Origin of the sequence: Microbacterium sp. zg-B185 (genome assembly GCF_030246885.1) — a bacterium.
In the GTDB taxonomy this organism is placed as follows: Bacteria; Actinomycetota; Actinomycetes; order Actinomycetales; family Microbacteriaceae; genus Microbacterium.
In genome coordinates this window covers 2511791-2527172 of the sequence record NZ_CP126739.1, presented here as the reverse complement: position 1 = coordinate 2527172, position 15382 = coordinate 2511791, and the positions used below count along the sequence as shown (strand labels likewise).

8 protein-coding genes are annotated in these 15382 nt (G+C 68.7%); 7 read left to right on the top strand and 1 reads right to left on the bottom strand.

Annotated elements, in window-relative coordinates; genetic code table 11:
* Positions 1-26: 26 nt before the first annotated feature.
* The 6 genes from QNO12_RS12155 (at position 27) to galE (ending at position 8121) form a co-directional block, all read left to right on the top strand.
* Complete coding sequence (locus tag QNO12_RS12155) at positions 27-1313, top strand: aspartate kinase (protein ID WP_257504048.1); 1287 nt, start codon at positions 27-29, stop codon at positions 1311-1313.
* A 235-nt stretch (positions 1314-1548) separates the two neighbouring features.
* The gene (locus QNO12_RS12150) at positions 1549-2619 is read left to right on the top strand and encodes an aspartate-semialdehyde dehydrogenase (RefSeq protein WP_257504047.1); all 1071 of its coding nucleotides are present in this window, start codon (positions 1549-1551) and stop codon (positions 2617-2619) included.
* Between the two features lie 109 nt (positions 2620-2728).
* The gene (locus tag QNO12_RS12145) at positions 2729-4201 is read left to right on the top strand and encodes a malate:quinone oxidoreductase (protein WP_257504046.1); all 1473 of its coding nucleotides are present in this window, start codon (positions 2729-2731) and stop codon (positions 4199-4201) included.
* Positions 4202-4335: 134 nt separating this feature from the next.
* Positions 4336-6351 (top strand): DUF2207 domain-containing protein, encoded by a 2016-nt coding sequence (locus tag QNO12_RS12140; RefSeq protein WP_257504045.1) that lies wholly within the window; start codon positions 4336-4338, stop codon positions 6349-6351.
* Positions 6352-6384: 33 nt separating this feature from the next.
* A complete protein-coding gene (locus tag QNO12_RS12135) occupies positions 6385-7044 on the top strand; it encodes a thymidine kinase (protein ID WP_257504044.1) in 660 nt (219 codons plus the stop codon).
* 57 nt (positions 7045-7101) lie between these two features.
* The gene (gene galE / locus QNO12_RS12130; RefSeq protein WP_257504043.1) at positions 7102-8121 is read left to right on the top strand and encodes a UDP-glucose 4-epimerase GalE; all 1020 of its coding nucleotides are present in this window, start codon (positions 7102-7104) and stop codon (positions 8119-8121) included.
* Between the two features lie 107 nt (positions 8122-8228).
* Here the strand turns inward: galE and QNO12_RS12125 are convergent, their stop codons facing one another.
* Positions 8229-9077 (bottom strand): DUF1295 domain-containing protein, encoded by an 849-nt coding sequence (locus QNO12_RS12125; protein ID WP_257504042.1) that lies wholly within the window; start codon positions 9075-9077, stop codon positions 8229-8231.
* A 228-nt stretch (positions 9078-9305) separates the two neighbouring features.
* Between QNO12_RS12125 and QNO12_RS12120 the strand changes: the two genes are divergently transcribed.
* The gene (locus QNO12_RS12120; protein ID WP_257504041.1) at positions 9306-15380 is read left to right on the top strand and encodes an Ig-like domain-containing protein; all 6075 of its coding nucleotides are present in this window, start codon (positions 9306-9308) and stop codon (positions 15378-15380) included.
* The last annotated feature ends 2 nt before the right edge of the window (positions 15381-15382 follow it).

Below are 15382 nucleotides of genomic sequence, written 5' to 3'. Positions count from 1 at the left end.
GGTGACGCGACTCCGGGAGCTTCATCGTGGCGTTGTTCGTCCAGAAATACGGCGGGTCCTCCGTCGCCGATGCCGAGAGCATCAAGCGCGTCGCCAAACGGATCGTCGACACGCGACGCGCCGGACACGACGTGGTCGTCGCCGTCAGCGCCATGGGCGACACGACCGACGAACTGCTGGACCTGGCCGCGCAGGTGGCCCCCATTCCGGCGCCGCGCGAACTGGACATGCTCCTCTCCAGCGGAGAACGCATCTCGATGGCGCTGCTGGCCATGGCTATCCACTCGATGGGCTTCGAGGCACGCTCGTTCACCGGCTCGCAGGCGGGGATGATCACCGACGCCACGCACGGTGCCGCCCGGATCGTCGATGTCACGCCCGTGCGGCTGCGCGAGGCGCTGGATGAGGGCGCGATCGTGATCGTCGCCGGGTTCCAGGGCTTCAACCGCGACACCCGCGACATCACCACGCTGGGCCGGGGTGGGTCAGACACGACGGCCGTCGCGCTGGCCGCCGCCCTGGACGCCGATGTGTGCGAGATCTACAGCGACGTGGACGGAGTGTTCACCGCAGACCCGCGGGTGGTGCCGCGCGCGCAGAAACTCACCTCGATCTCCAGCGAGGAGATGCTCGAGATGGCCGCGAACGGCGCCAAGGTGCTGTACATCCGTGCCGTGGAGTACGCCCGCCGGCACGGGGTGCTCATCCACGCACGATCCACGTTCAGCTCGGGCGACGGCACCTGGGTGCTCGGTCCGGGCATGGTGCCGCCCGCAGCCCCAGAAGGAGAACAGATGGAAGAGCCGATCGTCGCCGGAGTCGCGACCGACCTGAGCCAGGCCAAGATCACCGTCATCGGCGTGCCCGACGTTCCGGGCAAGGCGGCCGAGATCTTCAAGATCGTCGCGAAGTCCGGTGCGAATGTCGACATGATCGTGCAGAACGTGTCGGCCGCCTCGACCGGCCGCACGGACATCTCGTTCACGCTGCCGAAGGAGGACGCCGGCATCGCGCTGCGCGCGCTGGCGGCGGAACAGCCCGAGGTCGGGTTCGAAAGCCTCGTCCACGACGACCAGATCGGCAAGCTGTCGGTCGTCGGCGCGGGCATGCGCACGCATTCGGGTGTCTCCGCGACGCTGTTCGAGGCGCTGAGCGTCTCGGGCGTGAACATCGAGATGATCTCGACCAGTGAGATCCGCATCTCCGTCGTCGTCCGCGGCGACGATCTGGCCGAGGCTGCCCGCGTGGTGCACACCGCGTACGGCCTCGACGGCGACGCCGAAGCGGTCATCCACGCCGGCACCGGCCGCTGAGCCGCCGACCCACCTCGTTCCCCTGTCACGACACGCCGACGCGGCGTGCCGTTTGTGACAGGCGAGCGGTGACCGGGCCGACCGGCATCCGGCGGCCGGGGCGACCGGCATCGAGGGACCGGGGCGACCGGCATCGAGGGGCCGGGCCGACCGGCATCCGGCCCCGGCCGGTACAATCAGGCAACCCCGCGCACCGATGGCGTCTGCGCGCCCACTCTGCATCGAGGAACCCGTCATGACCCGCATCTCCGACTCAGGACTCTCCATCGCCGTCGTCGGCGCCACCGGCCAGGTCGGGGGTGCGATGCTCGACATCCTCGAGGAGCGCGGGTTCCCCGTCCGCGAGCTGCGCGCCTTCGCCACAGCGCGCTCCGCGGGCTCGGACGTCATCTTCCAGGGCAAGGCCGTGATCGTCGAGGACGTCGCCACGGCACACCTCGCCGGAATCGACATCGCCCTGTTCTCGGCGGGCGCCACCGGCTCCCGGGCGCACGCGCCCCGGTTCGCCGAGGCCGGCGCCACGGTCATCGACAACTCCAGCGCGTGGCGGATGGACCCGGACGTGCCGCTGGTGGTCAGCGAGGTGAACCCGCACGCGATCGCCGAGGCGCGCAAGGGCATCATCGCCAACCCGAACTGCACCACGATGGCCGCGATGCCGACGCTGAAGGTGCTCGACGCCGAGGCAGGGCTGGAGCGACTCATCGTCAGCACCTACCAGGCCGTCAGCGGGTCCGGTGTCGCCGGTGTCCAGGAGCTCCTCGGCCAGATCGAGGGCGTCATGGCGCAGGGCGATGTCGATCGCCTCGCGCGCGACGGCTCGGCACTGGATTTCCCGCAGCCGGACAAGTACATCGCGCCGATCGCGTTCGACGTCATCCCGTTCGCCGGCAACCTCGTCGACGACGGGTCCAACGAGACCGATGAGGAGAAGAAGCTGCGCAACGAGAGCCGCAAGATCCTCGAGCTGCCGGATCTCCGCGTGGCCGGCACCTGCGTGCGCGTGCCCGTCTTCACGGGCCACTCGTTGAGCATCAACGTCGAATTCGCGCGCGAGATCACTCCCGAGCGGGCACGCGAAGTGCTCTCCGCTGCTCCGGGCGTCACGCTGGAGGAAATCCCCACCCCGCTGCAGGCGGCCGGCAAGGACCCGAGCTTCGTGGGTCGCATCCGCGCCGACCAGTCCGCCCCCGAGGGCAAGGGGCTGGTGCTGTTCATCAGCAACGACAACCTGCGCAAGGGAGCCGCACTGAACGCGGTGCAGATCGCTGAGCTCGTCGCGGCGGGGCTGACCGCCGACGCCTGAGCCACAGCCTCCGATTGCGCACATCGCGGTCCAGCGATAGGTGCGAGGACGACGGATGCCGGCCTCCTGCGCGTCCGGGGGACGGTCCGGCCGCGCCTAGACTTGTCTGGTGACAGAAACCGTCGATGTCGTTCTCATCGGTGGCGGCATTATGAGCGCCACCCTGGGCACGCTCCTCTCTGAGTTGCAGCCCGACTGGAAGATCGTCGTCTACGAACGACTCCACGACGTCGGTCTGGAAAGCTCCAACGCGTGGAACAACGCCGGGACCGGTCACGCCGCGCTGTGCGAGCTGAACTACACGCCCGAGGGTCCGGACGGCAGGATCGATCCGTCCAAGGCCATCTCGATCAACGAGCAGTTCCAGCAGAGCAGGCAGTTCTGGTCCTCGCTCGTGGAGGAGGGCGCGCTGGATGCCCCCTCGACCTTCATCAACTCCACGCCGCACATGACCTTCGTCCGGGGCGAGAAGGATGTCGCGTTCCTCAAGAAGCGGTACGAAGCGCTGAAGGACCAGCCGCTGTTCGCCGGCATCCAGTACAGCGAGGACTCGCGCGTCATCAACAAGTGGGCGCCGCTGCTGATGCAGAAGCGTCTGGCGGGCGAGCCGTTCGCCGCCACCCGGGTGCCTGCCGGCACCGACGTGGACTTCGGCGCCTTGACGCACCAGCTGTTCGACAATCTGCGCGAGCGCGGGGCGCAGGTCGTCACCAACCGCGAGGTGCGCAAGCTCAAGCGGATGAAGGATGGGACCTGGCGCATCAGATGGCGCAACTCGATCGGCAGCAGCCCGGGCGAGACGCGGGCGCGGTTCGTGTTCGTCGGCGCCGGCGGCTGGGCGCTCAAACTGCTGCAGCGCTCCGGCATCCCGGAGATCAAGGGCTACGGGGTGTTCCCCATCGGCGGACAGTGGCTGAAGACCAGCAACCCCGCCCTGGTGGCCAAGCACAAGGCCAAGGTGTACTCGCAGGCCTCGGTCGGCGCGCCGCCGATGTCGGTGCCGCACCTGGACACCCGCGTGGTCGACGGCGAGACCTCGCTGCTGTTCGGGCCGTTCGCCACGTTCAGCCCGAAGTTCCTCAAGAACGGTTCGATGCTCGACATCGTCTCGCAGGTACGCCCCAGCAACCTGTGGCCGATGATGAAGGTCGCCATCGACAACCCGTCGCTGATCACCTACCTGGTGGGTGAGCTGCTGAAGAACCACAAGAAGAAGGTCGACAGCCTGCGCACCTTCATGCCCACGGCCAAGGACGAGGACTGGGAGCTGCTGAACGCGGGTCAGCGCGCCCAGGTGATGAAGAAGGACCCCAAGAAGGGCGGCGTCCTCCAGTTCGGCACCGAAGTCGTCACCGGCGCGGATGGAACGATCGCCGGGCTGCTGGGCGCCTCGCCCGGTGCGTCCACGGCCGTGTCGATCATGCTGGGCCTGCTTCAGACCTGCTTCCCCGACCGCATCCAGGAGTGGGAGCCGCGCCTGCGCGTGCTCATCCCCAGCTACGGGCAGCAGCTCAACCCGCGTCCGGAGGTCGCCGAGGAGATCCTCTCCGAGACCGCGGAAGCCCTCGCCCTCACCGCCTGAGGGCTCGCGCCGCCCCGGCCGCGCGGCGTTGACCCGCGGCTCTGCCGCTCGCACCCGCCGGCGTCGCGGCGCGCACCCGCCCGGCGTCGCGGCTCGCGCCGGTTGCCGACACGGTGCGGCCCTAGGGTGGGGGGATGCGACTCAGGGGACGACGATCGCACCGAGCGGTCGCGCTCCTGGTCGTGATCGGGATGGCGGCGCTGCTCTGGCCGGCACCCGCCAACGCCGTTGATGCACGCGGCGCGGAGCCGGCGGCCGTATCGGTGACGCCGGAGCTGGTCGCTCCCACGTCGGTCGAGGATTTCGCCTACGACTCCTTCGAGGCGGACTACTATCTCGTGCGCGGCACCGGCGGCCGGAGCCACCTGTTCACCACCGAGAAGATCGTCGCGCGATTCCCGGAGTTCGACCAGAACCGTGGCATCGTCCGGTCGATTCCCAAGGTGGACTCCGGCATCGCCCACGACACCCAGGTCATGGGCGTCACCGGGGCCGGAGGCGCCGCGATCCCGTGGTGGACCGAGCAGGATGATGACTGGGTCTACGTGCTCACCGGCGACGACTCGTACGTGCGCGGAACCCAGACCTATGTCATCTCCTACACGATGCGCGACGTCGTCCTGCGCTACGAGGACACCGACGCCGACGAATTCTATTGGGACACCGTCGGAACGGATCACGCTCAGCCGTTCGGTTCGGTCGCCGCGCGGGTTCACATCGGCGGGGATGCCGCGGCCGGGCTCCTCCCGGATCGGACGTACTGCTATACCGGGCCGGAAGGCTCGACGGACACCTGCGAGTTCCAGCCCGCGACAGCAGCGGATTGGCCGGGAGAGGTCGCGGTCTGGGCGGCGTCGGTGGGCGCGATGGACGCGGGGGACCGGTCCGTGTCGTTCACCGCCGGCGACGTCGACCTCGGGCCGGACGAGAACGTCACCGTCGCGATCGGGTTCGAGCCGGGCACGTTCGCTGCGCTGACCGCGCCGCCCCCGCCCCCGTACCCGTGGTGGGAGTGGATCCTCCCGGCCCTGGCGCTGCTGACCGGCGTCGGCGGGCTGGTGGTCGTGCTCGTGCTGCGGGTGCTGCTGCGGCGCAACCCGGACCGCTCCCCGGTGATCGTGCAGTACACGCCCCCGAAGGACGAATCGATCACTCTGTCGGCGGGGGTGCTCGATGTGCCGGAGCGCGCGATGGCCGCGCACTTGGTCGACCTCGCGGTGCGGGACGCGGTGGAGCTGCGTGCGTCCGGGGACCGGGAGGATCCGGAGGATTTCGAGGTGATCCTGCGCAGCAGGGACGGACTCGAGCACGACGATCTGCGCGTACTGGACACGCTGTTCGCACGGAAGGCCAAGCCGGGAGCGGGGGTGGACCTCGGCAGGTTCGCCGAGAAGCCACCGGCGCGCGCGGTCACCTACGTCCGACGCATCGACGAGTACACGCTCCAGCGCGGCTATCGCAGCAGGCTCCCGGCCTGGATCGGCTCGGTGCGCATCGCGACCGGCATCCTCGGCTTCGTTCTCGCGATGCTGCTGCTGACGCTGGCCGACACCTCGTACGAAGTCCTGGCCGAGCTGTCTCCGATCGGCGGGGCAGTGTACGCCGCGGCGATCGTCAGCGGCTTCTTCGCATTCATCGGCCTTCCGTTCATCCCGCTGCCGAAGACCACGCTCACCGTGGCGGGCGGCATCCATCAGACCTACCTGGACGGCATCCGCGAGTACCTCCGGCTCGCCGAAGCGGATCGCCTGCGCGCCGCCCAGTCGCCGCAGACGGCCGATCTGGTCTCATCCGGCCGCCGCACGTTCGGTGAGACGCCCAACGCGCCGGGGGACAGCATCGTCAATGTCTACGAGCGGCTCCTGCCGTACGCCGTCCTGTTCGGAATGGAACGCGAGTGGGTGAAGGTGATCCGCAGCGCATCCCCGGTCGCGGACGCTGCGGCCACCCTGCCGCTGCTGGACGCAGTGTCGTCGCGTTCCCTGCAGGACGCGTCATCCTCGATCGGCAGGCTGGCGGCCACGCCCGTCTCCAGCCCGCGCTCCTCCGGCGGCTCGTCATCGGGTTCGAGCTGGTCCTCTTCGGGCGGCTCGTTCGGCGGCGGCTCGTCCGGCGGCGGCGGTGGCGGCGGCGGGTTCGGAGGTCGGTGAGCCGGGGGCGCTGACGGCGACTACGCTCGGCACGTGGCAAAACTGTACTTCCGCTACGGTGCGATGAACTCGGGCAAGTCCTCCTCGCTCCTGCAGGCGGCCCACAACTACGAGGAACGCGGACAGCACGTGCTGATCGCCAAGCCGGCGATCGACACCAAAGAGTCCGACAAGATCTCCAGCCGACTCGGCATGTCACGGACCGTCGACTTCCTCATCCCGCCGGATGCCGATCTGCGCGCCCTGTTCGCCGAGCACCGCGCACGTGTGCAGCAGTCCGCCGCCGAAGCCCTGTTCCCCGAGCAGACGCCGTCCGGGCGGCCCGTCGATGTCGCCTGCCTGCTGATCGATGAGGCGCAGTTCCTCACGCCCGCCCAGGTCGATGACCTGCTGAGGATCGTCGTGCTGGACGGCGTCCCGGTGCTCGCCTACGGCATCCGCACCGATTTCCGCACCGAGGCCTTCCCCGGCTCGCGGCGGCTGCTGGAGCTGGCGCACAGCCTCGAGGAACTCAAGACGATCTGTCGCTGCGGACGCAAGGCCATCTTCAACGCGCGCCTCGTCGGCGGTCGGTTCGTCTTCGACGGCGATCAGGTCGCCATCGACGAGCTCTCCGCCGACCGGGTGACCTACGAGTCGATGTGCGCGGAGTGCTACCTCCGCGAGTCCGGCGGACGCCTCGACGGGCGCTGAGCTTCACCGACGCCGTTCCGCGCCGGCGCGCATCCGGATGCTCGGTAGCATCGGGTGATGCGAGTTCTCCTTGCCGGCGGCGCCGGATACATCGGCGCGCACACCGCCGTGTCCCTGCTGGATGCCGGCCACGAGGTGGTGCTGCTGGACGATCTGTCCGGGACGAGTGCGATCGCGGCCCAACGCGTCGCAGCGATCACCGGCAAGGACGCTCCGCTCGTCGCGGGCGATGCCTCCGACGACGCGGTCCTGGCGGGTGTGTTCGCCGATCACGGCCCCATCGATGCGATCGTGCACCTGGCCGCGTTCAAGGCGGTCGGGGAATCGACCCAGAAGCCCCTCGAGTATTACGCCAACAACCTGGACACCACCTTCGCGCTGCTGCGCGCGGGCCTGCGCCACGGCATCCGCTCGTTCGTCTTCTCCAGCACCGGCACCGTCTACTCCGACCCCGCGGACCTCCCGTTCACCGAGGAATCCACGACGAGCATCGACCTGTCCAACCCGTACTCGAAATCCAAGCGGATCAACGAGGTCGTGCTCGCCGACGTCGCCCGGGTCAACCCCGAGCTGAACGTGACGGTGCTGCGGTACTTCAACCCGGTCGGCGCGCACCCCAGCGGTCTGATCGGGGAGGATCCGGCCGGCATCCCGAACAACCTGATGCCCTTCGTGGCGCGCGTCGCGGTCGGCAAGCTCGACCGCATCGGCGTGTTCGGCGCAGACTACGACACCCCGGACGGCACCGGCCTGCGCGACTACATCCACGTCGTCGACCTGGCCGACGGCCACGTCACCGCACTGGAGCAGGCCCGGCCCGGCTTCGCCGTCTACAACCTGGGCACGGGCACGCCGGTCAGCGTGCTCGAGCTGATCGCGTCCTTCGAGAAGGCGGTGGGTCACGAGCTGCCCAAGCAGATCCTCGATCGCCGGCCCGGGGATGTGGCGGCGACCTACTGCGACCCGTCCAAGGCGGAGCGCGACCTGGGCTGGAAGGCGCAGCTCACGATCGATGACTCCTGCCGCGACTACTGGAACTGGCAGTCCCAGAACCCCGACGGCTACGCGACCGCCTGACACCGGACACCTGGCCGCTGTCGCTGTCGCTGTCCGCTGCCGCATCGGTGTCCCGATTTCGCAGCTTATGGGCCGCTATCGGGTGCTGATTTGGGACATCGGCGACGTTACGCGGGCTTGGGAGAGCGTGCCGGGCGCCGGCGCGGAGGAAGCGGGACCAGCATCGACGTGGACCGCCGGTAGTCGGCGTACGCGGGGTACTTCGAGGCCGAGATCGACTCCGTGAAGATCGTCGATCCGATGAACAGCAGGGTCAGCAGGGCGGCTCCGACGATCGTCCAGTTCAGCGCACCGCCCCACACGCCCAATCCGGATGCCACGGCCGCCGTCGCTCCGATCGCATAGAACGTCCACCACTGCGCCTGCTCGAAGAAGAAGTTCGGGTGACGGCTGTATCGGAACAGCCCCGACGTGACGAAACCGGGCTCGAGGCGACCGCCTGCGGCGGCCTTGGCGCGATGGAAGTCCCACTGCTGCTGGTCGGCGACGAACTCACCGACCAGGAACGCGGCGAACAGGACCGCGAACACGACATCCCACCCGTTGAGCGCCGCGGGATGCTGCCATGCCATCAGAGCCGGAAGCGTGATCAGCACGAGCAGCGCGTTCTGGTACAGCACGATGAACAGAAGATTGAAGACCTGGAACTGCCAGGGCTTCATCCGTGCGCGCAGGATGGCCCAGCGGTAGTCCTCCATGCCGGTGTACCCGCCCTTGCGGGCGAAGTTGAACGTCAGTCGGACCGCCCACGCCGTGACCAGCACCGCCATCAGGATCAGACGCGCAGCGTCGATGCCGGCGGTGATCCCGGCTACGGCGAAGATCCACACGTACACGGCCGGCACGATCGACCAGAGGCGGTCCACCCAGGAGGTGTCCTTCGTGATGAGTGACGCGATCCAGCAGAACGCGCACGTCAGCGCGGCGACGATCACGACGATGGCCAACGGGTCCATGGCACCAGAGTAGGCGACGGCGCAGTCAACCCGCATGCACACACGACGTGTCCGTGAATCCCTGTGGATGGGGATATCTGCCCATCAGGGCTGGATGCCGCCGTGGTTAGGATGGACTTTCTGCCCCGCACCGCGTCACGCACCCGCAGTGCGGGCGCAGAGGGCCGGTGCGGATGGCCGGCCAGGGGCGATGCATCACGACATCAGGGCATTAGGGGAGAACAGCGGATGAAGGCCTTGTCGTGGATGCGTGCGCGCCCCAAGGCGCTCGCGTCGGCGGCCGGCGTCACCGTGGGCGTCGTCGCGATCACCACGATGGCTTTCAGCTACGAGGGCTTCCCGACCACAAAGGTGGACCTGAACGACGGCGGCGTCTGGATCACCAAGACCTCCAGCCTGCTGGTCGGGCACTTCAACCACGAATCCACCGTGCTGGATGGCGGTCTGCGCACCACAGGCGAGAACTACGACATCCTGCAGGACGCCACGAATGTGCTGGTCGTCGACGAGGGCGGTTCCACCGTCACCGCGGTCGACCCCGCTCGGGTCTCGTTGGGCGATTCCGCCGGCATCCCCAGCGCCGCGAAGGTGTCGCTGGGCAACAAGACCGCCGCCATCCTGGACACGAAATCCGGCGCCCTGTGGGTGGTGCCGGTACGGGGGATCGCGTCGTTCGAGATCGAGGCGGCCGATCCGGTCGCCGAGCTCGGCGAGAACGCGGATGTCGCGGTCGCAGTGGACGGCACCGTCTTCGCCCTGTCGACCGCGCGCGGCGAGGTCGTCACCGTGTCCGTCGACAACGAAGGCGAGGCGCTGGAGCCCTCGACCGCGTCGCTGGGCGAGCTCGACTCGTCCGCGCAGTCGACCATCACCGCCGTGGGGCGCACTCCGGTCGTGCTCGATGCGGCGGCCGGAGCCGTGCTGACGCCCGGCGGATTCCGGACTGAGATTCCCGACGCCGACGGCGCCGTGCTGCAGCAGGCCTCGGCGGAGACCGATGCCGTCGCCGTGGCGACCGGGTCTGCCCTGGTGCGCGTGCCGCTCGACGGCGCAGATCCTTCCGTCACGGATGCCGGTGGACAGGGCGCCCCCGCAGCCCCTGTCTGGTTGCGTGGGTGCACGTACGGCGCCTGGGCGGGGTCCGGGGCCTTCGTGCGGGACTGCGCCGGCAGCGCGAACGACGTCACCGCGGCGATTGAAGAGGCCGAGGAGTCGGCCAGCCTCATCTTCCGAGTGAACCGCGACGTGATCATCCTGAACGATGCCGTCGGCGGCGCCGCGTGGATGGCCAACGAGAGCCTTCAGCGCGTCGACAACTGGAACGATCTGACTCCTCCCGAGGGCGAGACCGAGAATGAGGAGGACTCGACGCAGGAGACGGTCGAGTCGACCCTGCCAGAGCGCAGCGAGGTGAACACTCCGCCGATCGCGGAGGACGATTCCTTCGGCGTGCGACCGGGCGGTTCGGCTCTGCTGCCGGTGATCGACAACGACAACGACCCGGACGGCGATGTCCTCGTCGCCACGATCCTGCAGCCGCAGCCGTCGATCGGCACGGTCCAGTCGATCTTCAACGGGGCCTCGCTGCAGATCGCCGTCGCCGAGGATGCCTCCGGTTCGGCCACGTTCGAATACGAAGTCGACGACGGTCGCGGCGGAAAGGACACGGCATCGGTCACGCTGGCCGTGCACGAAGAAGACGTGAACGGGCCACCGACGCCGAAGCGCAAGACCTCGCTCACGGTCGAGACCGGCGGAACCGTCTCCTACAACATCCTGCCGGACTGGATCGATCCCGACGGCGATGACATCTATCTGAAGGAGGTCGTCGCGGCCCCCGGTGACGAGGTCGACTTCAGCACCGACGGTCAGCTCACCTACAAGGCCACGGCGAGTCTGCAGGGCCGCAAGGACGTGCAGGTGACGGTCGCCGACGGCCTCGGCGAGCTGACGACGACCTCGATCGCCCTCGAGGTGCGCCCGCAGGGCACGACCAAGCCGAAGACGAACGCGGATCACGTGGTCACGCGGGTCGGAGAGCAGATCACCGTCGCGCCCCTGGCGAACGACACCAGCTCGGGGCGGGAACCTCTGCGCCTCGGCCGTGTGGACGAGGTCCCCGGCGCCACCGTCCTGCCCGACTTCACCAACAAGACCTTCTCGTTCACGGCCCCGACCGTCGGCGTCTACTACGTGCAGTACCTTGCGACTGCGGGGCCGGAGAACGGCGAGGGACTCGTCCGCATCGACGTGATCGATGCCGCAGATGTCGATCTGCCCCCGGTCGCAGTGCGCGACGTCGCTCTGCTGCCGACCGGTGGCGACGTGCTGATCGGGGTGCTCAACAACGACGCCGATCCGGCCGGCGGCATCCTCGTCGTGCAGTCCGTGTCGATCGAACCGGGCACGGGGGTCTCCGTCTCGGTGCTGAACCATGAGACGCTGCGCATCACGGATCAGGGCACCCTGGAGGAGCAGGTCCGCGTCACCTATCGGATCTCCAACGGCAAGCAGTCCGCCGAGGGCGAGGTCGTGGTGGTCCCGATCCCGGCGCCGGAGGAAATCCTGCAGCCGGTCACCGCCCCCGATACCGCCTACGTGCGGGCGGGGGACGTGGTGACGATCCCGGTGCTGGACAACGACACCCATCCCAGTGACGATGCGCTGCATGTCGCACCGGAGCTCATCGAGCCGTTCGTCGATCCGGAGGACGGGGAGGCGTTCGTCTCGCAGGACACCGTGCGCTTCAGGGCGGGTCTGGAGGCCAAGACCGTCTACCTGACGTACGAGGCGGTCGACTCGCGTCAGCAGAAGGCCGCGGGCTACGTCACCATCCAGATCCTGCCGGTCGACGAGGAGACGAACGCGGCGCCGCGGCCGCGCGATCTCGTGGCCCGCGCGCTCTCCGGCACCGAGATCGACATCGCGGTGCCCCTCGACGGCATCGACGGTGACGGCGACTCGGTGGAGCTGCTGGACATCTCGTCGAGCCCGACCAAGGGCCGCATCGTCGAGGTTGCGCAGAACTACTTCAGCTACGAGGCCTTCGACGACTCGACGGGCGTGGACGTCTTCAAATACAATGTGCGCGATCGCCTCGGCAAGGAGGGCACCGCCACCATCCGCGTCGGCATCGCGCCGGCGGAGCAGGTGAACCAGGCGCCGTACGCGGTCAAGGACGCGGTCGTCGTGCGCCCGGGCCGCGAGATCGCCGTACCGGTCATGCTCAACGATTCCGACCCGGAGGGCGACAAGGTCTCGCTGGTCAAGAGCGGCCTGGAAGTCCCCGCGATCGACGGGCTGTCGGCGCGGGTCTCCGGCGACCGGGTGCTCGTCCGGGCGCCGGACAACGCGCTGGAGACGTCCCTGCAGTACACCATCACCGACACGCGCGGAGCCACGGCGACGGCGGTGTTGCAGATCACGGTGGATGAGGACGTCCCGCTCCAGGCGCCGGTCGCCCGCGACGACCGCCTCCGACCCATCGACCTCGAGGATGGCAGCCTTTCGGCGGATCTCGACATCCTCGACAACGACGAGGATCCCGACGGCACCACCGAGCACCTCGAGGTGGAGGTCGGTGCAGGAGGAACGCTCCTGGACAACGGCACAGTCACGGTGACCGTCACCGACCAGCTGCAGCTCATCCGCTACACACTCACGGACCAGGACGGCCTGCAGGCGTCGGCGTTCATCTTCGTCCCGTCGGAGGACGGACTGCGCCCGACGCTGACCTCGACCAAGCCGCTCGAGGTGATCAGCGGCGAGACGAAGGAAGTGCCGCTCTCGGAGTACGTCACCGTCGCCGGAGGCGGCGATGTCGTGATCACCGAGCACGCCAAGGTCAGTGCCGTGAACGCCGACGGCTCCGACCTGGTCAAGGACGAGCGGACGCTGGTGTACACCTCGGCGCCGGGATACTTCGGACAGGACGCGCTGACCTTCGAGGTCACCGACGGGACGGGTCCGGACGACCCCGACGGCCGCAAGGCGACGCTCAGCATCCCGATCAACGTGCTGCCGCCCGAGAACCAGCAGCCGAAGTTCGTCGGCGGTCAGATGAACGTCGCACCGGGCGAAGAAGCCGGCGTCCTCGACCTCGCCGCACTCACCGTCGACCCCGACCCGGAGGACGCCGGCACGCACGAGTACTCCCTCGCGGGCGGACAGGACAAGGGGATCACCGCGGAGATCGACGGCGACAAGCTCCTGGTGAAGGCCGCCTCCAACGCCAAGAAGGGTGCGGCGACGACGCTGACGCTCCGGATCAGCGACGGCGTGACCGACCCCATCGAGGGAGCGGTGCTGGTGCAGGTGACCGCATCGAACCGAGCGATGCCCGCTGCCAACACCGACACGATCGCGGAGGCCGATCAGGGCAAGGCCGTCACGGTTCCCGTTCTGGCCAACGACTTCAACCCCTTCCCGGAGACGCCGCTGAAGCTCCTCTCCGCGAACGTCGAGACCGGTTCGGGCAGCGCAAGCGTCAACGGCGACAATGTGGTGGTCACTCCGTCCGCCGACTTCGTCGGAACCCTCGTTGTGCGCTACACCATCCAGGACTCGACCGAGGATCCCGACCGCCAGGCGACCGGTCAGGTCGTGCTCACGGTGCAGGGCGTCCCTGCGGCGCCGGGTGCGCCGACGGTCACGAGCGTGCAGGATCGCACGGTCGTGGTCTCGTACGGCGCCCCGTCGAACAACGGCGCCGAGATCACGAAGTACACGGTGCGATCGGTGCAGGGCAGCGCCTACTCCAAGGACTGCCAGTCGACGACGTGCACGCTGGACAACCTGACGAACAACGTCGAGTACGTGTTCCAGGTGACCGCCACCAATCGGGTGGGCGAGTCGAAGCCGTCGGGTTCGTCGGCCGTCGCTCGTCCGGATGCGCGGCCGGACACCCCGAACCCGCCGACACTGGCCTTCGGTGACAGGTCGCTGCAGGTGGCCTGGACGACGCCGACGACACCCGGTTCACCGGTGGAGCGGTTCACGCTGGAGATCTCTCCCGCGCCGCCGTCGGGGATCACACGAAAAGAGGTCACCGGCAACGCCGTGACCTGGGAGGGCCTGGAGAACGGCGGCAACTATCAGGTGCGGGTGCAGGCGCACAACCGTGCGCCGGAGCCCTCGAGCTGGAGCAACTGGTCGGCGTCCGAGGTGCCGGCCGGTCCTCCGCTGGCGGGTTCGGCTCCGACGACGGCCGAGCTGCAGCCGGTCGGCAGCCAGGCCCAGATGCAGGTGAACTGGGCGACGCCGTCCGCGAACGGCGACGCGATCGACGCCTATCAGCTGGAGGTGTGGGAGGGATCCAGCCTGCAGAAGACCTTGACGCCCGGCGCAGGATCCAACAGCCAGGCCATCGTCGTGCCGACCTCCGAGAACGCGTACACGTATCGGATCCGGGGTCACAACAAGGCCGGCTGGGGTGAGTGGAGCGCCATGTCGGCCCCGCGCCGCGGCGTGATCGCCCCCTCGCCTCCGCAGGTCACCGGCGTCGCCGCCGCGGACCGCCAACTGACGGTGAGCTATACCCCCGGTGCGCGCAACGGCGCGCGGGCGGGTGAAGTGGCGTACCAGTACCGCCTGAACGGCGGCGGCTGGGCAGGATTCCCCGGCAATGGCGTCATCGGCGGCCTCGCCAACGGCACCTCTTACTCGGTCGAGATGCGGGCCGTCGCAACGGTGGATGGCGCGACGTACGCCGGAGGGGTCTCCAACTCCGTCGCCGAGGTCCCGTTCGGTCCTCCCGGCGCCCCCACGGCCGGCGCCAGGAACCTCGGTCAGAGCGTGGAAGTCACCTGGAATTCGGGAGGATCCGACAACGGACGTCCGATCCAGACGACGCAGATCCGGCTCGACGGCGGCGGCTGGCAGGACGTGGGCGGCAACGGGTCGCGGACGGTCGGCAATGGGTACGAGCAGACCCACACCATCGATGTGAGGGCGCAGGACTCCACCGGCGCGTGGTCCCCGGTCGCCTCGGCATCGGCCCGCACCGACGACCAGCCGCAGCCCCGGGTGTGGGTCACCCAGGGTGACGCGGCAGGCAGCTGCGTGAACGGATGCCGCCAGATGGTCGTGAACTGGGAGAACCTGAACATCGGCAACGCCACGGTGACGTGTCACTCGAGCAACAGCGGCCAGATAGAGGACCTCACCTACACCGTCAACTTCAACGGCAGCGGCTCCAAGCAGCTGGGCTGCTGGGTGGGACGCGACGGTCAGGACGTCTGGGTCGACATCCTCGGCTGGGGGAGCGGCGTCGACACCGAGAAGAGATTCTGGGCGCGGCCCTAGCC